At 27.8% G+C, this 20,475-nt stretch carries 18 protein-coding genes and 1 pseudogene; all 19 read right to left on the bottom strand.

All coding sequences use genetic code 11. The features are described 5' to 3' along the window. Positions 1-70: 70 nt before the first annotated feature. Entirely contained in the window at positions 71-520 is a 450-nt protein-coding gene (locus tag G5V56_RS04945) for a hypothetical protein (protein WP_166962395.1), read from the bottom strand. Between the two features lie 100 nt (positions 521-620). Next, entirely contained in the window at positions 621-1,370 is a 750-nt protein-coding gene (locus tag G5V56_RS04940) for a hypothetical protein (protein WP_166962393.1), read from the bottom strand. Positions 1,371-1,515: 145 nt separating this feature from the next. Further along, entirely contained in the window at positions 1,516-1,797 is a 282-nt protein-coding gene (locus G5V56_RS04935; RefSeq protein WP_166962390.1) for an alpha/beta hydrolase-fold protein, read from the bottom strand. Between the two features lie 151 nt (positions 1,798-1,948). After that, a complete protein-coding gene (locus G5V56_RS04930) occupies positions 1,949-4,222 on the bottom strand; it encodes a S41 family peptidase (RefSeq protein WP_166962387.1) in 2,274 nt (757 codons plus the stop codon). A gap of 299 nt (positions 4,223-4,521) precedes the next feature. Then, positions 4,522-4,940, bottom strand: a pseudogene (locus G5V56_RS19040) (DUF6326 family protein). A gap of 4 nt (positions 4,941-4,944) precedes the next feature. Then, on the bottom strand, positions 4,945-5,565 hold the full coding sequence (locus tag G5V56_RS04920; RefSeq protein ID WP_166962381.1) for a hypothetical protein: 621 nt from the start codon (positions 5,563-5,565) through the stop codon (positions 4,945-4,947). 77 nt (positions 5,566-5,642) lie between these two features. Then, on the bottom strand, positions 5,643-6,221 hold the full coding sequence (locus G5V56_RS04915) for a Crp/Fnr family transcriptional regulator (RefSeq protein WP_166962378.1): 579 nt from the start codon (positions 6,219-6,221) through the stop codon (positions 5,643-5,645). Between the two features lie 215 nt (positions 6,222-6,436). Then, positions 6,437-8,137 carry a helix-turn-helix transcriptional regulator gene (locus G5V56_RS04910; RefSeq protein ID WP_166962375.1) on the bottom strand — a complete coding sequence of 567 codons (1,701 nt, stop codon included), beginning with the start codon at positions 8,135-8,137 and terminating at the stop codon, positions 6,437-6,439. 308 nt (positions 8,138-8,445) lie between these two features. Continuing rightward, on the bottom strand, positions 8,446-8,601 hold the full coding sequence (locus G5V56_RS04905; protein WP_166962372.1) for a hypothetical protein: 156 nt from the start codon (positions 8,599-8,601) through the stop codon (positions 8,446-8,448). A gap of 76 nt (positions 8,602-8,677) precedes the next feature. Beyond that, entirely contained in the window at positions 8,678-8,944 is a 267-nt protein-coding gene (locus G5V56_RS04900) for a transposase (protein WP_166962369.1), read from the bottom strand. 104 nt (positions 8,945-9,048) lie between these two features. After that, on the bottom strand, positions 9,049-10,308 hold the full coding sequence (locus G5V56_RS04895) for a hypothetical protein (protein WP_166962366.1): 1,260 nt from the start codon (positions 10,306-10,308) through the stop codon (positions 9,049-9,051). Between the two features lie 781 nt (positions 10,309-11,089). Next, positions 11,090-12,190 carry a helix-turn-helix domain-containing protein gene (locus G5V56_RS04890; protein ID WP_166962363.1) on the bottom strand — a complete coding sequence of 367 codons (1,101 nt, stop codon included), beginning with the start codon at positions 12,188-12,190 and terminating at the stop codon, positions 11,090-11,092. Between the two features lie 1,504 nt (positions 12,191-13,694). Continuing rightward, on the bottom strand, positions 13,695-13,844 hold the full coding sequence (locus tag G5V56_RS19190; RefSeq protein WP_166962360.1) for a histidine kinase: 150 nt from the start codon (positions 13,842-13,844) through the stop codon (positions 13,695-13,697). Positions 13,845-14,186: 342 nt separating this feature from the next. Next, the gene (locus G5V56_RS04880) at positions 14,187-16,574 is read right to left on the bottom strand and encodes a hypothetical protein (RefSeq protein ID WP_166962357.1); all 2,388 of its coding nucleotides are present in this window, start codon (positions 16,572-16,574) and stop codon (positions 14,187-14,189) included. A 313-nt stretch (positions 16,575-16,887) separates the two neighbouring features. After that, entirely contained in the window at positions 16,888-17,289 is a 402-nt protein-coding gene (locus G5V56_RS04875; protein WP_166962354.1) for a hypothetical protein, read from the bottom strand. Between the two features lie 188 nt (positions 17,290-17,477). Beyond that, on the bottom strand, positions 17,478-17,780 hold the full coding sequence (locus tag G5V56_RS04870) for a hypothetical protein (protein ID WP_166962351.1): 303 nt from the start codon (positions 17,778-17,780) through the stop codon (positions 17,478-17,480). A 219-nt stretch (positions 17,781-17,999) separates the two neighbouring features. Continuing rightward, a complete protein-coding gene (locus G5V56_RS04865; RefSeq protein WP_166962349.1) occupies positions 18,000-18,182 on the bottom strand; it encodes a hypothetical protein in 183 nt (60 codons plus the stop codon). 161 nt (positions 18,183-18,343) lie between these two features. Beyond that, entirely contained in the window at positions 18,344-20,038 is a 1,695-nt protein-coding gene (locus tag G5V56_RS04860; RefSeq protein ID WP_166962346.1) for a serine hydrolase domain-containing protein, read from the bottom strand. A 1-nt stretch (position 20,039) separates the two neighbouring features. Next, positions 20,040-20,471, bottom strand: coding sequence for a nuclear transport factor 2 family protein (locus tag G5V56_RS04855; protein ID WP_166962344.1), 432 nt, complete (start codon positions 20,469-20,471; stop codon positions 20,040-20,042). Positions 20,472-20,475: the final 4 nt, after the last annotated feature.

Below are 20,475 nucleotides of genomic sequence, written 5' to 3'. Positions count from 1 at the left end.
ATTTCAGTACTTTAATTTACTGAAAATCTATCTTTTTTACTACTTAAATCTTATCTAATATTAATCGAACTCAGGTTAAAAAAAGTCCGTGTAAAGAAATATAGATATATAGCAAAGAAAAGATGTCAAACTTAAATTGGTACTTTTCATTCAGCATCTCGAACTCTTCAGATTTTTCAATATTCTCGTAAGCATGATTGTTTAAAATTGAAAAGTCTAAAGAATTAGAAATGTATTTTTCGGTAAATTTATAAGCATCTTTTGCCTGACCAAAATCTGCATTTAAAATTGCTAGCTTTTTAAATATTTTAATCGAATCGGTGCTTTTACTTAGTAACTGTTTTTGGTATAATATTAGTAAATCAAGCTGTAAAATATTACTCTCAGTTTCTTTGTTTAAAATTAAACTATCGGTTTGTGTTAAATTTAAACTTGGAGTATCTTTAAATATATTCCCAAAACTTTGAAAGTGCATAAATAAACATAATAACGCCAGAGTTATTTTTAATTTAAACTTCATATGTATTTTTCGATTTCGATTGCTATTTTAATTTTTAATAAAACTATAGTCTTAAAAACGTATATAACTAACTGGTAATCAGTAATCAATTATTCGCTTATTAATTTAACATTGCATGGTTAAAATTATCTTTGTCGATATTTAAAATCCTGTTTAGATTATCAAAAAACAACTCTCCTTTTACACCAGAGTAAACCAGTTCCAAAATATCTTCAAATCCCTTTTTCTTAATTACTTCTTCATATAGAAAAGCACTCTTTACATAATGTGAAAAATGATTATTAACAGACAATTTTCTTCCCTTTCTAAACTCTACTAAAAAATTAAAATGAGGATTTCTCAATAATTCCTCCAAGAATTGTAGCTTTAATTCACGTATGGTATCAAGCGATAAAACATAGCCTCCATAAAACGTAGAAACACCATTTGCAAAAGACCAATACATATCTTCTTTATTGAGTAAACTGCAATATAGAAAGCCTCCAACATTTATAGATAGGTAATTTTCATTATTGCTATCAGTTGATAACGCATTAAAATCATTGAATTTTCGATAGTCGTTAAATAAATATTTTATAGCATCTAAAAAGCATGATGCTGGTACGTCGGTATGATTTGAAAAATACTTTTTAACCAAAACATTACTATTTGGTACTTTAGCTGCAACTTCTTTAGCAAGCCAATTAAATTCTTTGTCTTTTTCTCCATAACCTAAGAAAAAACTTGTATCAACTAATACATTTAATGCTTCAATTAGTTTCTTATAAAATATTTTAGAATCTTTTTCAAAAGACAAGGCCATAATACTATTATAACCGTTTGTGTTATAGTTACAATTTATGTAGGGCATAAACTCATCTATTATGAAATTTTTTAACCATTTTTGTTTTTTCTAAATATTACAAACCATCAAAATTAGGTTCGGTTTCTCGACCCCTATCATTATGAAATATTCCAACTACGATAGCTGGGGGTATTACATCGGTTCCATAATCCTAATCGTCTTCAATGATTTGATTACCCAAAATATGCGTGTAACTGGCTACCATTTCAAAAAGTGAATAACCATCTAACGTATAAATTACAGGGTACTTTTTTGTATTATCATAATTCTTGGGAAGAGATATTTTAATAGTGCGATTTTCATCTGGAAAAAATTTTGAATCTAATTTGATTACCGTATATTTTGCTTTACTTTCTTCAATAGAAGATTCTGTTTGGTTGTATAAAAACGTATTGATTATTAAAAATAATAAGACGCTAAATATGGATTTCATGAATTCTTTTTTGATTGATCTAACTGATTGTTATTTGATTGATTTGACTGATTGTTTTTTGTTAAATTAAAATCTTTGTATTGTTTTTTAGTAGTGTTTAGTGATTTTAACTTTGCTATCGACTGCTAAATAAAAATTAATTTTTGCTTTGTTAATTTGTTTGGTTATTTAAAATAACCTCTACAGCTTTTTCTAAAAATTCATCATCTCCAGATTTAATTCCTTCAATTGTTTTGTTCACATATATATCTGGTAAAATTCCAATAGCATGATGCTGGCTTCCATCATGTTTTACAACCTTCATGCCTGTCCAACTCATTCTAAAATTTCCTAAAAGATTAAACGGATTTACATTACCATTTGTACCAGCAGTGGGTTGGCCAACTATAGTCGCCAAATTATAGCCTTCTACAAAGCTCATATAACTTTCTGCATAACTAATAGCTCTACCATCTATTATGAATACTACTTTCTTATCACCCAAATAGGGTTCTTTAGCCTCTAATTCCCAACCTTGTCTTTCATAGCCAATCACTTTTTCTTGGTCTGGGTATATAAATTTGGGAGTTCTCAACCATGCTTTTGAAGTATCATTTTCCTTAAGCAGATGCGATATAAAGCCATGGTTACTATTTGGATAACCTCTTAAATCACAAATAATACCTCGTGCCTTTTGTAGTTTGGGCAATAGGCTAGTTATGGTATCCATTTCAATAGAATTTAGATTGAGATAATAGATATTATTATCTAACAATTTATAGGCATTTTTTTGTATGTCTATTTCTGTTACGCCATTTGTATAAGTATTATCTCGTTTTAGGGTTATGTTTTTATTATTTACTTGTACTAGTAATTCTGAATCTCTATCACCAAACAAACTTGAGCTTTGTGCTGAATAGTTTAACCAACCCAATGTACCTGCCGAAATTCTAGAATTAACTTCTTTAAAGTAATCCGTCGATGTAATACCATTTATTTTAGTAACAATATCACCAACCTCAATATTTAAACTATCATTAAATACTTGCGTAATAACAAGCTTATCTTCAACCCACTCCCAATTAATGGGAGGCGCATAGCGACTGTAATTTGTGCCAGCAACCCAAATATGTCCATCTTTTAAGGGTGCCGTAAATTTTTCTAAGGTAATTTGATGGTCTAAATTAGTCTTATCAAAAAAACATTGGTTTAAAGCAGTACTCAATTCATCATCCCAATTGACATCAACTTCTTTGAAATAGGGATAAAAATGTTGAAAAACGTTATATGTGATTATGATATTTCCTAAACGAACTCGTAAATCAGCGGTATTGTCACTAACTGTATTCAATGCATCTTGTAGTACAAATAAATCCTGACTAATGGGATACGTATTTTCATCATTACCATAAAGATTCAATGGTATTTGGCAAAAGATTTGATTACCTATTTCTTTTTCAATTAATTCTCCAAATTCTGGTGCTCCATCAAAAATAGATTCGCCTTTTTCTTTTTTTATTATTCCCTGATAAGATAGAACGGCACAATTATCTCCTTCAATTTTTTGAGTTTTAGAAATATCAAATGAATAACCATTACCACTTCCAACCCAATCAGATGTTTCGTTGCGTTCACCTATCTCATTAGCTTCAAAATTGCCATTATTTAATGGAATCTCTATCCATTTATTATTATCTTCATAATATAAATGAGCATCATCCAAATACAAATCACCTTTACCTTCAAGTATAGATCCAAATGTTATTTTGGATGCTATAGCGTCGAGGTCTCCAACAATTTTATATTGTTTCCATTCATTACTTTTAATTGGTCTTGAGCCCATATTATCAAAAAACCCTATAGTACCGTCTGATTTATCAACCCTCAACCATAAATATCCATTCCCTTTAGATTCTTCCTTAAGTTTTACCCAACCCGTATATTTTATTCTTTTTCCTTGATATTTCTTAGAATTTAAAGAAATTGATAGGGTACTATAACTACTCGATTTATCAATTTCTGAATACCTATTAACTCGTACACTACGGTAAGGACTGTTTTGATTACGCATGTATAATGAGACCCCTCTATGCTGCCAGTATGTAGATTGATAGCCTTTGTTATTTTCTGGAGTAATTTTAGCAAAATCATAGGCTCTTTTTGTTTGGCTAAATACAACACCAGGTGCTATTGGCCTAAATAATTCGTTCAGCGTGTATATAACTTCCTTATTACTCTTACATTTAATAATTTCTCCGGCCCCATAAGCTGCAAAAATATTCCAGTCAATTTTTGAGGCTTCATCACTTGGATGAAAATATTTCACATAGCCATAAGCTTTTGCAAACGTTTTTAAATTGCTAATTTCGGTTTGTTTTTCTTCAAAAACCTTATCACAGGATATAGTATTGATGAAACTCAAACACACGATTAAAATATTTTTCATGATTTCATTTTTTCAATTTTTTAGACTAATAACCAATATTTAAATCTCTAATAAAAAAAGTAGGTACTTAATTTTATAAAATTGAGCGGGTAATACTCCTAACAACCACAATAATCCCCTCTTAATTTTTTTTCATTACCCTTTCATATCCAATTCATTAATTAATTTTGTAATACTTAAACATGTAAATATTAGTTGTGATTTGTTTGAATTTTATCATTTTATTTCTGTTTGATTTTATAAAATGTTTATAACTTACTTGTGTAAGAAAAGTAGCGATGAATTATTCACTTTCTTGCCTATAAGGCTTTTGTTGAGCTCTTGTTATACGTTCTTAATTCAGTCCATCTCCAAGCTTTAAAAATAATGAGTAATAGAGTGCTTATTTCTATGAAAGTGCAAAACACATAATGCGAACTATTTGTTCCTGTTGCCAAACTTCCTATTTGAATTATGATCAATAAAACGCCAATGATCAATACAATAATTCTATTAGCTCTATTTTTTATCATCATTGTAAGCACAATTATCAAGATTAGTATCTCCGTAATTATGGCAAAGCTTATAAGAAATACTTCTGTAAATTCAATTCCATCACTTTACCAATTAACCGTTCATTTAAAAATTTTGAATGATACAATGAAAAAACATCACAGAATATGTAATTTACTATTAAGAAAATCCAAAGTTTGGATAAAACGTTTTTAGTGTTTTCCATTTTTTTAAAAATTAAATCCAAAATGTAAACCAGGTTCTCCGAAAAAGAGTTTTGACCATTTGTCATCCATATTTTTGAATTCAGTTGGCATTTTGGTGTGATATGGACGATGTGTAATAGCGATTGATGGCTCTATAAAAAAATTCCCTTTAAATAGTTTTATGTGATACCCCACTCGATACGTATTAAATATCTGAAAACCTGTATCAATTTTTTGTCCGTCTTCATTTATAAAATCTTGCCAAGCATTCATAACATGAATACTACTGTATAAACCTTTCCATAAAAATCTTTGATAAGCCACAGCAAAGCCTTTTTCTCGAATGAATCCAGGGAAATTCTCATTCGGGTCAGTTTTTAATTTCCCATAAGGTATCCCTAAAGGTTCAAAATATCGCCACGTTTTTAACTCTAATGAAATAGCATCATTTGGGCTAATTCTATATCCCAAATTTAATTGTGCAAAATTTGGACTTTCGTCATCAGGGATTAGATTCATAAGCATAAATGCTGTACTCCCAATAAAACAAGGTCTGTTTTTAATTTCTTCAGTTGTATACTGAGCATTAACTTTTGTAACACTAAGAAATACAATGAAGATAAAGCACGAGACTTTTAGTATCATATTTAGTTTTTTTACTGTTAGACAAAACTAAATATGCTCTATGTTATTAAACGTTAACTTAAGTGAAGAAAAATATCTTATTTATTTTTTTCTATAATTCTAGCTTTTATCCTGCTTAAAGATTGAGGTTTAATCCCCAAAAAACTTGCTATTTGATGTTGAGGAACACGTTGTATCAGGTCTGGTCTTTTGTCAACTAAATTAAGGTATCTCTCTTCAGGGGAGGATATTTTAAAATTATCAAAATCTATTTGTTGTTTAGAGACAAGCTTTTCAGAAAGAATTCTGCATAAAGACTCAAACTTTGGGAACTTTTGAAACATTTCATCTTCCATGTCTGGGGTTGAGATAAGCAGTATTGAATCTTCAACACAGCTTATATAATATTCTGATGGTTTATTATCTATTACGCATTGGGGTGTAATCCCTTCCATTTCTGTGTAAAAGGCCGTTGTCTTTTCTTCTCCTTCAATAATATAAAAAGAACGAACGCATCCTTTTAAAACAAAATATCCTTGGTTAGAAAATTCACCTTGCTTTAATAATATGTGTCCTTTTTTTATGGTATGAAAAATATCTAAGGAAGCAATTGCATTCTTTTCATTTTCATCTAAATGAATATATTGTAATATGAAATCTAATAATAAGTTTTGCATCTTTATCTTGAGTTCCCACTCGATTTGTCAAGTTACTGCTAGAGGTTTTGTATTTGATTTATTTCGTGTTCTGAGGACTAAAGTTAGCAAATAAATCATAGATATAAAATGAAGTTCCCCATAAAAACTAGATAAATTTATAAGTAATCATATTTGTCTTAATTTTGGCTTTTTTAATATAGACAACAAAATTAAAATGGTTTTCATATTTTTTCTTACAAGCTTTTATCTAATTCTTTAATTAATTTTGAAGGAAGCATTCCGACACGTTTTTTAAAAGCAGAATTAAAAGATTCTTTACTTTTAAAACCAACCTCGTTAGCAATAGATTGTATAGAGTATTTTCTAAACAGATTATCTTCTTTTAATCGATCAAGCACAAAATCTATCCTTAAATCATTAATATAATTTGTGAAGTTTTTTTGATAATAAGAATTGATAATTTTAGATAAATAGGTAGTATTTGTTTTAATTTTCTTAGCAAGATTAGAAACGGTACAGTCCATTTTTAAATAGTATTTTTTGTTCTCTAGCTCTGTTAACTTATCTACTATTCTTTTAACCTCAAGATCACTAATATCTAAAGAAAGATTTTTTGGCTTCGCTATTATTTCCTCGTTTTTAGAAATTCTTTCTACAAGTTTCTTTAATTTCTCAAGATCCTCCTTTTGTTTTCTCCTAAACCGCATAGAAAGAAAGAAAATAATAAACAAGGCTACAACAGCAGTTATAAATAGTGTAAGCAGATGCTTTAACCTTTCCTTTTTCAGCATTTTTACCTCTTGATTATAATCATCAATTTCAGTCTTCTTAAAATTAGAATTGATAGTATTATTTATATCCATTTGCCCTTTAAGGGAAGCCAAGTGTTTTTCAAAATAATAATCCGCCTCTTTTAAGTTGTTTGTCTTTAAGTAGGACTTATAAAGCATTTTGTACAGATCGTTATAAAAAATTCCTGTACGTTCATAAGATTGTATTTTAACAGTATCAAGTGTTTCAAAAAAGGCGATAGCTTGTTCAAAATTCCCCTTATGATAACTTATCATTCCTGAATAATAATTTTTCCAAAAATCCTTTGTTGGCTGCTTATAGTATTCTGGTGTTAATTCGAATGCTTCTTTGAAATGTTCTTGAGCTAAATCAGGGTTATTTTCAAGCAAATTGATTTCTAATTCATAAATTTTATTCATGAATTTATACGATTGTTTATAACCAGCATCTTTGGTGGTATCTAAAACAGTTTTAGCATATGTATTATAAAGTTTAGCTGAATCTATTTTTTTTAATCGGATATAAATTTCCGTTAGACCCAAATACGTGTTCTCTAAATTGCTACCCCATATTTTAAACTTTTTATATTCCCTTGTATTAGTGAGATTTTTGAGTATTGATAAATTCTTTTTGTAATAAAAAACTGCTTTATCCAATTCCCCAATAACAACATAATAATCCGCTATATCTTGATTAAACTTACACTCCCAGACATCACTCTTAATTTCTTTGGCAATTTTTAAGGCTTCATAAATATTATTGAATATTTTGGGATCGTCAAGCCCATGCGTCATTTTTAAATTACTATTTTTCAGGTGATACCCCTTTAGTAATTCAATCTTTAAATTGTTCTTTTTGGCCACAGCAAAGAGTCTATCTGTGTTTTCTATCACTTTTAATGTGTCATCATATTTATAATAATAAACCACTAAAAAATGATACGCTACGAAAAGATTTTTAGGATTGTTATCTCTTTTAGATTCAAAAATAAATTTATCAATAAAGTATTTAGTTTTTGTACTATCTATTTCTGAATATTTGAAAATTGAATCAATTAAATAGTTTCTTTCACCCTCTTTTTTTTGAGAAAAAGTAACATTTTGAAATAAAAATAGAAAAAAGAGCAAGAGACAAAATTTCATAGTTTTATTAATTTTTTCTTAACAATGCATCATTTATTAGTTTAAAAGTTCGATTCAATAAAGTCGTGCTGTGTTTTTAATTTTTTTTCATTGGCTTTTAAATCTCTAACTTAATATTGCCCGCAGAATTTTATTGAATTCCAAACGCCATATCTTTTTCTTGCACTTTTAATTTGTTCCGTTTCGGTTGCTTCAGGATATAGAACGTGTTTTGGTGCAATTATATTCTTGATATTGCTAATATTGATGTCCATGATGGTATTAAATAAGAATTTTTCTTCATCTTTCCTTAAAAGGAATGATCCTCCCTAAATTATTTCAGGATAATATAATAATTGTTTTGTCATATCTCTAATAACTAGTGGTGCTTTTGTGTCTAGCAATGACATCATTTTAATTGCCTTACTAATTGAAAACCATTGAGCATCTATTATGTTCTCAAGTACTTTCAGTTCTCCACCCATAATACTCCAACAAAAGTGTTGTCTAAATTGTGAAATCGGTTTAGCGATAGACATAAATATAAAAAAATCTGCTATTTTAGAACTTTTTTGACGATACGTATTTTAGCACCCTGTTATCTAGGCTTACATCGGCAGACGTCTGTTTGAGCCTGTTGTTCTCGTCTTCAAGCTCTTTTAACCGTTTAAGTTGCTGCTGTTCCATGCCACCATACTTCTTGCGCCAGTAGTAGAACGTACTTTTGTCTATTCCTAATTCTCTCGATAGATCACCTACGGATCTTCCTTGTTCATTTTCCTTGAGTGCCTTGATAATCTGACTCTCGCTAAATTTGCTGTTTTTCATTATGACAGTTTGAATTTAAAGTTAGTAAATTCGAATTATTAACTGTCCTGTTTTTAGGGAAGCCTACAATTGAAATGAAACCAACTTATAATTTTACTGAAATTTTAATATTTACTAAGATTCATTATAGTATCGTCATACTCATTTAAGCCCTCTCTTGTTTGGTCTATATTGAAGTTTATTCTATTCAATAAATTTCCTTCTATATTTCTTAAAACGGCTATTATTTTTTCCCCTTTTTTCCTTACGTCATTAAATTGATTTGTTTCTGCAAAAAATCTAATTAAAGAGTGATTGATAATTACTTTTGTAATTCTAATATCAGAAAATTTAGTTTTATCAAAATGACTATCAGAAAATTCTAAAATCACCGTATTTTTATTTTTATCGGATATAACTCTATACTTGTCATCAACGAACAACTTATTTATACTAGCATCAATAAAAATACTATCATCTAAACCAACTCTAAAAATGTCTGACAATTTAACAGAGTATCCTGAATTTATATAAATAACCCAGTCAACAAGTCCTTTTACCAAGTCGTCGTCATTACTATATAAAAAAGATAATTGTTTAGGCGGGATATTAGAATGCTTATAATTGACGCCCTCTATCATATTAGAATTTGTCCTAATTATTTCTAGATCTCCAACCTCAATTGAAACTACTTCTTTCTTTTTTAGCTTTATAAGAGTATTATAATTTTGCCTAGCCTTGGTCCTCATTCGATCTTGAGCGCCTGCTCCACCACCTCCATATGTCAGCATCATCCATTGGTCATTGGTTAAGCCATCGGCTCCCAAACTTTCATTAAAAACTTTAGAGTCTTTTTGCTTATTTTTTATAAATTTGTCGTTTCGTTTAACCGTATTTCCGTGAGCATTTCTAAATAAAATAATTTGGTCACAATATGCATGTGCATAAGCAATAGAGCTGAGAAAATCATTCCAATTTAAAAAAAGTAGAGCTTCTTTATTATTGATTAATATATTACTTGCTTCTTTTAAGTTTAACAATGTATTTTTTCTTATTTCATTAAATGAAATATTTACTTTTTTAAGTTTTGATTGCTTCTGTTTATTTGAAATAGAATTAATAATATTTTCAGATATTACGTAAACATCTTTTAATAATAATCTGGGTAGTTTTCCTGTGTGAAAATTAGAATTTAATTCATCATTCATTAAACTATCAGTAACCCAATAGTATTTATAACCCAAGTCGTCTAACATTTTAGCAATAACTTTTCCTTCAGACTTTTTATTATACTTTACCGTTTTACTATACGGTAATTGAGCTTCACTATGTTGAATTTGCAATAAATAAAATATGAAAAGAAAAAGACCTTTTTTTTTTAACATCCTAATTTATCAACTTTTAAATTACACAATTATATTTACAATAATTAACTCAGAGGCTGCTCTAACATTAAAGCCAACACCTAATAAGCATTATTAGATACCCAACACTCAATTAAGGTGTAAAATAAATTAAATTAAACCTAAAACTGGATAACCCCTACATTTATTTACCTATTCTTTCAAGATTTTACTTGGCTTTTCATCTTAATTGGAAAAACTCTCTAAGACCAGTTTTACTTTTCTGATTTTATAAAATTCTTGATTAAATTCATTTTGGACATTTTGATTTGGAATAACTGCATTTAAGGTTAAGTCATAATTGTTTCAAATTCGTTATATCTGTATTTTATACTATTATCTCTGCTATTTTATTTCTTAAAGCATCATAAAAAAACAAATCCAAACCTTGTTACGAAATTCTTTTATTTACAAGATACACGAGGTTTCAAAATAATTCAGTGATATAAAATGCCGCAAAACAAAGATGTGGAACAATCAACCTTCCAAATTCGCTTATTAATGTCTGTGCCAATGTATAACTTAGGCTTTCCTACATATTGAGTACTTATATCCCTGTGTTTTGAAGAACATTAAATATACACGACCACTTCCTTTTACATAGATGCTGAATTTTGACAGGATCATGTACTTTATTTTTCAAAAACTTAAAATCAATACTTAGGTCTCAGACTATTGACCGAAATTTTAGTAGAAATAATAGAGCATATGCAATGCTGATGAAGTCTATCTTCCGTGTGTATATTAGGATAAATAAAATTGACTAACTATTCAGGCTTTTTAAATATTGAGTTGGAGTGCAACCTTCTAATTGCTTAAAAATTCTATTAAAACTAGATTTTGAATTAAAACCACAATCAATGGCTATAGACAAAAGTGTATACTTCTCGGAATCTCTTTTTTCAATTCGGTTTTTAAACTCTTTGATTCTATAAGAATTTATTAAACTCTGAAAATTTGTTTTTAAATTTTGATTAATAAAGTTAGTTAACTTTTGATTAGAAATTTCTAATTCAATTGCTACATCTCTTAAGCTTAGATTAGGATTTTTGTATAACATTTTATCTTTCATTAAGCACTCTATTTCAGCCTTCATTCTAGTAATTTCCTCAAAATTAAAAATAGAAATTTGTGCTTTTTCCGTTTGAGAATAACTATCTGAAATTATCGTAGGCAAAAAAATACGAGACTGAAAAATACCGCGATATGATAAAAAACAAAAAAGGATAATCAGTAAAGTTTGCAAAAAAATTACAAATTCCAATCTCACTTGGATCAGAGGATTATAAAAGCATGACAAAAATGCGAAAATAAGATCCAATATTACAACAATTTCAATTCCTATTAATAGTTTTTTTAGCCATTCTAAATTATTTATGTTTGAAGAATAAAAATCCCTATTTGCTTTTCTCATTTTACTTATTAACCTCAAAGAAATTATAAAATAAATACTAAAATAAATATGGTTAATAACATAGAAAAAAGCATATACTTTTATTGCTGAGAATCCATAGAACTCATCTAACTTTGAAAAATCTTTATAAAGATTATTAATTGCAAAAGGTAGAACAAAAATTACCCAAACAATAAAGTAAGGAATTAAATGCCTAAAAAGGTTTTTAAGCAAAAACCTCTCTAAATTCAAAATAGATTGAATGTAGAAATAAATTAAAGGCCCAAAGATATATCCATAACCATAACTAAACAACATTCCAATTGTTCCTAGCCAATTAATTTGATTTACATATGCATAAGATTGAATTATAAAGAAAAAAGATATAATTAAAATAACCATTAAAATTTTTTGTGGTATTCCTTTTTGAGACTTAAAAACAAATAGTAACAAAATCAAAATAACAGACATCCCAAAAATATAAATGAAATTGACCAACATGATTTAAATTAATTTAAATGTCCAGTTCAAAAACTTTACTTTCTTAAATAAAGAAAAGTCATTAAAAAAAGTGCTGACTCTATATGGCATAATATAAGATATCCATAAGACACGAAAAACAATTAAATGGATTACAATTTCATTTTTAATGTTTTTCTTTTGAAAAAGTAAACTCTTAACAAATAGATAAATGATGGAACTCGCATAAAAACCTAAACCAACACATAAACATAAAGTAATTGTATTTAACCAATTAATTTGCTGGCAGTAAGAGTAATAACATAGAATCCCGAACAAACTGTAAAAAATAAAAGGCAGCAAAAGATACATTGAAAACTCCTTTTTTTTCAAAATCAAAAAGATGACTATTAAACAAACAATCATGCCATAAATTAAAACAAAATCAATTAACATTTTATTTTGATTTATTTTGAGCGAAAAAAAAATAAAATAGTGATTCAGAAGTCAAATTACAGCAAATACCTTTCAGTTCAGTTTTTGAAAAAATATCTTTAAAAAATTTATTATAAAACATAATAATGATGATTGATTGATGATATAAAATTAAACCATTAAAAATAGTATAATCTAACTAATACAAATATAGTCAAACACATTAATTACAGTAATTATTTGATAAAATATTAACTAGGGTAAATAAATTATGAAAGGTTTTATCTAAATATATAAAACGTGTACTAAATTTCTTGTATTCTTATGGTTAGTATTGATATTTACAAAAACCTCTTGATAGCGTTTAAAAAACGGTTAAACAAAAATGGCTCTAAAAGATAGTCAATAACATGAAGTTAGTTAGACTCAAGGGCATAGTTAGCGTAGGCAGATGAAATTATACCATTTGGGTTGCTCTTTAAGGGACTATAAAATCAAAACCTCTCATTTTACGAAACGATATCTAAAAAGATTCTTTCTTATTGATAATTACAGTAGGTATTTCCAAGCCTGATTCATAAACACCAATACAAACCAGTTCTTGACTTCATGTATATAATACAAAAGTATTTTTATGTGAATATTTCGTCCTCTAAAATGATACATTCAATCATAAATAAAACTTTAAATATACGTTGTAATAAATACCTGAGTCCTTTATTTGTAAACTATACTTATCATTATAGATTAAATCCAATCTCATTATTGTGGTGTTTATACCAATTCCTTTTCTGGCAATATTCTTCTTTTAGTTTATGAATTTCAGTTAAAGGTTATTACAGAAAAACTGTAGCAAATTATCTTTTACAAACAAAAATATTTTAATCTCATGACCGTAACCCTATAATTGACTTTTAAACTCAAAGCCATTTCTATAAATATAATAAAAAACAGAGATGTTATTTTATAACTATCATTATCATGCTTAAAACTCCATATTAATTTTACTTTTTTAATAAGTCGTTCTTGTTGAAGTTCAATTTAATTTGATATATTCAATTTCTTAAGTTATTAAATTATTTTATTGATTTTTATTAGTAGTATATCTAAAAATGTCTGCTAGTTTTAAAATTAGCTGAGGCATATTTTCGCTTTCAGAAATGGTATTGCTATAAATCATATTGAACATATGGCATAGAAAGTGTGAGTTAATTTGAGGATTTAGAACCATTAATAGTGTTTTTCGATTTTCAGTGTTAAGTTATAATAACAGCTTTTGATTTTTCAGAAATTCTTTAAATAGGAATATCAAAAAAATGAAAGTACAAAAGTTGAATATGCTATCATACTAGAAAAAATTTGTTTTCAATGTATCTATGCTTCATGTGAATTAAAATCTACATAAATTACATTAAATATAAGTACCGATAAAAAGAATACTAACATAATTCTTTTCATAATAATCTTATTAAGAGTTAAAGTCAAAACTATTATTAACTCAAAAAAATAAACTCATAATAATCATATTTATGTTTGAAATAAATCCCTTGATACTTCTTAAATGGACAATGTTTTAGAATACAAAAAACCCAAAAGAATTATATCCGAAAAGACCTTTGTTAGAAGAAAATGCATCGATTTCACAAATAAACTCTCCTCTAATATCTGAAGTAGAGTAATCTAAGGTAATGATTCCGTTATCATCCGTTTGAATATTGGTTTTCCAAAATAGTGTCTTTCTATAGTCAGGTTCCCAATTTTCATTTTTATCGCTATGCATAGATAATTCAAATTCCTTGTGAGGATAGAATGAGTTGATTACTATGTAATTATTTAATTCATAAGGATTATTACCCTTTGTAGTCAAGCCAGTTGGTATGTATTGTTTTTTGACATAACTCATAGCACTTTCTTTTACGTAATAATACTCATAGGGCTTTGGTTTGTAACCAAATTTATGATTTTCACAATTGAGAACATCATATTCTTCGCAGACATAATCTCCATCATATCCTAAATATGTTAATTCAGAGGACAGATATTTTGGTTTTCTACCTGATTTTCCATCAATAACAACCTCATCCAATAAATTCATAGAGTTAAGACTATAACTTTGAATCTTCTTCTTTATCTGTATTGAATCGCTTCCCTTCTTAATGTCCGAGAAAATGAAATGGTTAGTCGTTAACAGAGAACTTGGAAAATCTTGATTATTTTTATTCAATATTTTTATTACCATATTTTCATCTTGGGTTTTTATGAAGATTTGTTCGCCCCTGAATTGTTTTAAAAATGTGGCATCTATAAAAAAATTTCCTACAGAGTCCGTTTCTGCATTGAAGAGCCCTTGAGCAGAAAGAATAATAATTCCTACCTTACCTGCAATAGATAGTTTTCCATTTTTATCTTTTTTCAAAACTTTACAATAGGTGCTTTCCTTTATTAATAATTCACTTTTATTTGTCTTTCTTTCCTCTTGATTCCATTTATAATTAGTTGTTTCGGTAGTAAGCAATAACAAATCTATATTTTCATTGCTATTTAAATATTTATGAGAATACTTGAGATTTGAAAAAATTTCATTATTAATTTTAAAAAATGATTCCATTGATTGTCCATCAATTGGGTTACAAAAAAGCTTATCGTAAACGGATACATTTATCTTACCTTTTACTGGATTATTGTCCTTATCTAAAATTTGAAGTCTTAATTTTAAATTTGATTTGGTAGGATATGTTCTATCTATATCATTTAAAATTTTTATTTTAAGTCGATTTTCAATATTTGGAAAAAACAGTCTTGAACTAATGGAATTAAAGTTTTTATCAAATACTGAAATCTCAGTGATTTCTGAGCTTAATCTATTCTTTGGCACGTAAAAAATTGTATTCTTATTCTTTAATTTACCTTTAGACATCCATTTGACCGTGCCCTTGGACTGAACACGAACATATATATTTTCTTCGCCACTTACTTTCCTATTTTTAATGATGTTAAATTTATATTTTTCATTCACTTCACCTAAAAAATGCAATGTGATTCCATATTGAAGAGGATTTGGCAGAGAAAATAATTCATTGGTGTGAAGGACCTTCAGTGAATAGTCATTTTCTAATTTCGGTATTAAATTCAAGCTCCCTAAACCGTCATCATTAGTTTTTAAAGTGTCAATAATTCTGTTATTTTCATAAAGCAGACACGTATATTTGGCCCCTTTCAAATGGGATGACGTAATTTCAAATCCAACTTTTTGATTGACATTTGCCAAAAGGTTTCCGCCTTCCGGAAAGAATGAAACATTTAAACTGTCTTTCCTGTAATCTAGGTTTAATGGGATATTTTCAATAACCTTATCTCCTGTTTTAGCTTCTAAGATGAAATTTGAATAAATTTTATCCTTGTAAAGCTTAAAAGATAATATCGAGTTACCCAGAGAATCAGTCTCGGATTTTTCTAAAATTGTATTTCTATATCCGTTAAATGCTTTCAATTTTAGTTTTATAATTCCAGACTCAATACCAGAACGCCTTAATACACTTAATTTTAAATTGAATTCTTCTTCAGATTTTTTTACCAAATCATAGGTTGCTAAAATCTTAGGAATAATTGTTTTTTTAATCTTAATTGGCTTATACGTATTGTAATTTTTGACTGAATTATTTATTGAATTTTTGGTATAACCTGTTAGAATATAATTGCCAGGAGATATCGTGTCTGATAAGTAAAAATGACCGTTAACAACTCCGTTTTCGATTGGATATTTTTCCGAAAAAACAGTAGATTTATTTTCATCCAATACATCAAAATAAAAAATCTCACTAATACTTTGGTGCTCTAAACTTTGTGAATTGAGTATAGTGGCTCCAAACCAAATATCCTCTTCTGTTTCGTAAATATCCTTGTCCGTTTGCAAATAAATACTTTCAGTTGGTAACTGTTCTGCAATCTTTAATAAGGGCATTATCAGATTCGTTTTAATATCTCTATTCTCATTTGATTGTGGGCAAATGTTTGAGCACATTAGGATTAAGGCTATTGAAAGCAACTGCTTTTTAATTATCATTTGGTTTTTATTAAGTTTGGTTTAAAATATTAAATCAATAATTAAGACTAGTCTCTCCGAGTTATAAAGTTTGTGTCAAAATTATAAATTGATACCTTAAAAAGACTTTTTGTTAAACTATCAACTGCTATAAAAAAGCTCAAATATTTTCAACATAATTAAACCTGTATTTGCTAGAAATGGTTCCTAAATCAACAATAAATTCTAAATCTTAGTGCCTTCCATTCCATAAAAATCCAGTTTCAAATTTAATATTTTCAGAGACTGAATTTGAGTAGTCAATAGCAAACGAGTGTAAGCTATTTTTATCTTCATTTTTTTGCTCAAACACTAATGCTTGATTTATAAAATCCGTAGCTTCGGCTTCATTTTTATATGAAATAAAAACTCTATTTATTTTAAGATAATCTTCGTCAATAATTTTATATTGATAACTTAAATTTAAGTTGCTAGTTTCATGTATATGAAAAGCTTTTCTGCTATAAACAAAATCATCTTCTACTGAAACGTAATTATATAAAGAAAGATTATTAAAGTAACGAGGATCATCTGTATAATTGAAATCAATTGAAAATTCATTTTTTTTATTTATCAGAATATCTGTCCCAAGCAATATATTTTTAACGTATCTATCAACAGAAGTTGGTGTGTATAGATTTTCTTGGGAATCGTCTTCAAACTGTCTAGATAGGGTTTAGCTACTTTTAATCTGCCTATCATTATAATAGGCATTTAATCAAAACTTATACTTGCCATAACTGTAATTTGTCTCAACTCCAAACCCATATTATCTTGTTCTAACTAAAGAGTTGAGTTTTGCGTTAAATCCTTTGGCTCTATTTTTTTAAGAATGATGTTTATCATTCCTAAAAGCCCGTCAGCTTGTTGTTTAGCTGTTGGCGAAGTTATAATCTCAATTCTATCAACAGAAGATGATAAAATTTGTTGCAATAACTCTGTGGAGTTTAACATAAAGGGTTTTCTATTTATTAAAACTCCAATATTGCCACTTCTCCTCAATAAAATACTACCTGTGCGTAAATCCGTTTGTATATCCGCTATTTGATCAAATGCTTCAAAGAAGGTGGTTCCAGATTGTTGCAAATCTGTTCCTAAATTAATTATTTTTCTATCTATTTTAAATTCAGATACGGTCCTTTTACCGTTAATAACTGCTTCATCAAGCGCTTTTGGTTCTGGCTCAAGTCTAATTTCTGTGTAATTTGTTGTGGATAATTTATCTATTTTGATAATTTTACTTAAATAACCTAAGCAACTTATCTCTTCATGAGTAGCTTTAGAAACTAGATTTAATCTAAAACTTTAACCTTCATCAGTTGAAGTAACTGCAATAATGCGATCAGATTGATAAAGAGTCAAGGTTACAAAATATATTGGATCATTTTTAGATGAATTTAAAACAATACCATTACAAGTGGTTAATTTATTTGGGGAATATACTTGAGCATTTAACAAAAATATTAAAACAAATAAAATAGATCGCATTAGTAGTTTTTTTACTAAGGTCTTTAAACGGGCTTATTATAAAAATTTTATTCTGCGGATGAAGCCTTATTATCTGTAAATGCGCTAAAATACATAACAAACTATTTTATAAGCTACGTACTTTAGAGCTTTTATAACCTGAATATTCTTCTCATTTAGAATTACTCATTGTTTTTTACGAAATCAATATTTTTTGCTCTAGGTGACGAAATTTCAAATCCTATGATTTCATTTTTTTTATTCCTGTTAAATGATAACTTGTTAAACTGCCATGAATTAGTTGTAAAAAAATCTTCACTAATTGGTATTAACTGAATAGATTGCATTTTTTCGTGAAATATAGTTAAGAAACCTTCATGAACCTTAAGATGATATGTTGTTAACAATTCTTCACTGTAGTAGTCTCCAATAAGTTTGGATAATTCGTTTTTACTATACTTTTTAGGAATAAATTTCTCATAACTTTCTACTTCACTATTATCTGCTAAAATTGATAAAATATGCTTATTTTCAGATTCTAAGTTCTTAAAAACTACCTTTAAATCTTGGTAATCTCCTAATTGAAAAATATTTTCGTCAATTGGGTTCAATTTTGAAGCCCTACCGCTTTCTTCTCTAATATAATTTAGATTGCCTTTGTCATCAATTTTAATAGTTCGTTTTAACAAGTTGTCTTTGTTTATGTAAATACCTTCATGTTTTCTTAACTGCTCTTTATCTAGGTCAATAAAGTTATTGGTGCTTGTTTGGTTTTGATTCTTGTTTTTATCTTGTTTGAATTTATCATTGAGTATTATATCTACAACTTGATTGATTAAGCCCCTACTATCTACGGAAGCATTATTACTTAAAAGAATAAATGCATATCTTAACTCTGGATATCTAACCAAATAAGCTACGTATCCTGCATCAGAACCTGTATGTTGAATTTCATAAAGTCCTTTGTAGGTCCCAAAAAACTGTCCATTAGAATATTGATTATCTTTTGATGAATTAATATTCATGCTTCTAGATATAACGTCATTGTTGCTGTTTAAATAGATTGCCCACTTTGCAATATCTTTAATTGTTGAGAATAAGCCTGTAGAACCATAATATGAATAATTTGCTGGGGATTTCATATATTTGGTATCAATTATCTCATATGATTCTGCGCGATTTTGAACCACTTTTTGATAATTATCCATAACAAGAGAATTATTCATTTTTAAAGGCGTAAAAAGATTTTCTCTTAAAAATTCTTGAAAAGATTGTTTAGCGACTTTTTCTATAATTTCAGCTAATAAAAAATAACCGGAATTCGAGTAATTAAATTCTGTCCCAGGAATAAAATTTAGCTCTTTTTGATTGTAAATAACTTGCTTAACATCCCTTTTTGTTATCCTATCATCAGAAATATAGCCCTTTTTACCCAATAGCATTAAGTGAGACCTAATACCACTTGTATGATTAATTAACTGTTGAATTGTAATTGGGTATTTATAGTGTGGAAAATCCTTTAAATATTTTTGAATGGGGTCAGAAAGCCTTAGTTTACCTTGACTTTCAAGAAGCAAAATACCATATGCTGTAAATTGTTTTGATACGGAAGCTAAAGAAAAAACACTATTTATATGAGTTGGTATTTGATGCTCGAGATTGGCCATACCGAAACTGTTTTGAAAAATGAGCTGCTCGTCTTTAACAATACCTATATTAATACCTGGGATTTTTGTACTATCAAAACTTTCAAATATTTTATTTATTTGTTGCTTTTCTGAATTAGATATTTTAAGCTCATTTTGAGCGCCCAATTTAAATCCTAAAAACAAAATTATTAAGAATAATTTTTTAGATAGCTTACTGTTTAATGTCATTTTAATTTTTATTTTTAGGGAATCTATCATATACTTTATTCACGATTTTCCACTCAGCATTATTAATCTTGATTAAATTCAAGTAATCAACTAAAACCAAACTTTTATAGGTTATAGTAATTTTTGCATTTGCAACTTTACCTGAAACATTTATATAATCAATTTTTGTTGTACGATTTTGTTTAGGACCCGGTTTTATAACTTTTTTAAAAAAATTAATCGCATTAACTTCTACATACTTATCGTCATTTATATAACTCATTGTTGCATTCTCATGAAATGCTTTTTTTAGCAGGTTAAAATCATTATTTGTACCGCCTTCTAAATAATAATTTAAAGTTGTTTTAATTTTATCGTAATCATTTGTAGTTTGAGAATAGTTTGTTAATGCTAATAAACTTGTAGTAATAAATAATACAATTTTTGTTTTCATAATT

Source organism: Yeosuana marina (assembly GCF_011762485.1).
Lineage (GTDB): Bacteria > Bacteroidota > Bacteroidia > Flavobacteriales > Flavobacteriaceae > Yeosuana > Yeosuana marina.
Note: the sequence above shows the minus strand (reverse complement) of the source record. Positions and strands in the feature narration are given on the sequence as shown.

Excerpts from the sequence above, each read along its gene's own strand:
- G5V56_RS04945 (WP_166962395.1), bottom strand. The coding sequence starts at position 520 with ATGAAGTTTAAATTAAAAATAACTCTGGCGTTATTATGTTTATTTATG.
- G5V56_RS04940 (WP_166962393.1), bottom strand. The coding sequence starts at position 1,370 with ATGCCCTACATAAATTGTAACTATAACACAAACGGTTATAATAGTATT.
- G5V56_RS04935 (WP_166962390.1), bottom strand. The coding sequence starts at position 1,797 with ATGAAATCCATATTTAGCGTCTTATTATTTTTAATAATCAATACGTTT.
- G5V56_RS04930 (WP_166962387.1), bottom strand. The coding sequence starts at position 4,222 with ATGAAAAATATTTTAATCGTGTGTTTGAGTTTCATCAATACTATATCC.
- G5V56_RS04920 (WP_166962381.1), bottom strand. The coding sequence starts at position 5,565 with ATGATACTAAAAGTCTCGTGCTTTATCTTCATTGTATTTCTTAGTGTT.
- G5V56_RS04915 (WP_166962378.1), bottom strand. The coding sequence starts at position 6,221 with ATGCAAAACTTATTATTAGATTTCATATTACAATATATTCATTTAGAT.
- G5V56_RS04910 (WP_166962375.1), bottom strand. The coding sequence starts at position 8,137 with ATGAAATTTTGTCTCTTGCTCTTTTTTCTATTTTTATTTCAAAATGTT.
- G5V56_RS04905 (WP_166962372.1), bottom strand. The coding sequence starts at position 8,601 with ATGGGTGGAGAACTGAAAGTACTTGAGAACATAATAGATGCTCAATGG.
- G5V56_RS04900 (WP_166962369.1), bottom strand. The coding sequence starts at position 8,944 with ATGAAAAACAGCAAATTTAGCGAGAGTCAGATTATCAAGGCACTCAAG.
- G5V56_RS04895 (WP_166962366.1), bottom strand. The coding sequence starts at position 10,308 with ATGTTAAAAAAAAAAGGTCTTTTTCTTTTCATATTTTATTTATTGCAA.
- G5V56_RS04890 (WP_166962363.1), bottom strand. The coding sequence starts at position 12,190 with ATGTCTGTTATTTTGATTTTGTTACTATTTGTTTTTAAGTCTCAAAAA.
- G5V56_RS19190 (WP_166962360.1), bottom strand. The coding sequence starts at position 13,844 with ATGGTTCTAAATCCTCAAATTAACTCACACTTTCTATGCCATATGTTC.
- G5V56_RS04880 (WP_166962357.1), bottom strand. The coding sequence starts at position 16,574 with ATGCCCTTATTAAAGATTGCAGAACAGTTACCAACTGAAAGTATTTAT.
- G5V56_RS04865 (WP_166962349.1), bottom strand. The coding sequence starts at position 18,182 with ATGCGATCTATTTTATTTGTTTTAATATTTTTGTTAAATGCTCAAGTA.
- G5V56_RS04860 (WP_166962346.1), bottom strand. The coding sequence starts at position 20,038 with ATGACATTAAACAGTAAGCTATCTAAAAAATTATTCTTAATAATTTTG.
- G5V56_RS04855 (WP_166962344.1), bottom strand. The coding sequence starts at position 20,471 with ATGAAAACAAAAATTGTATTATTTATTACTACAAGTTTATTAGCATTA.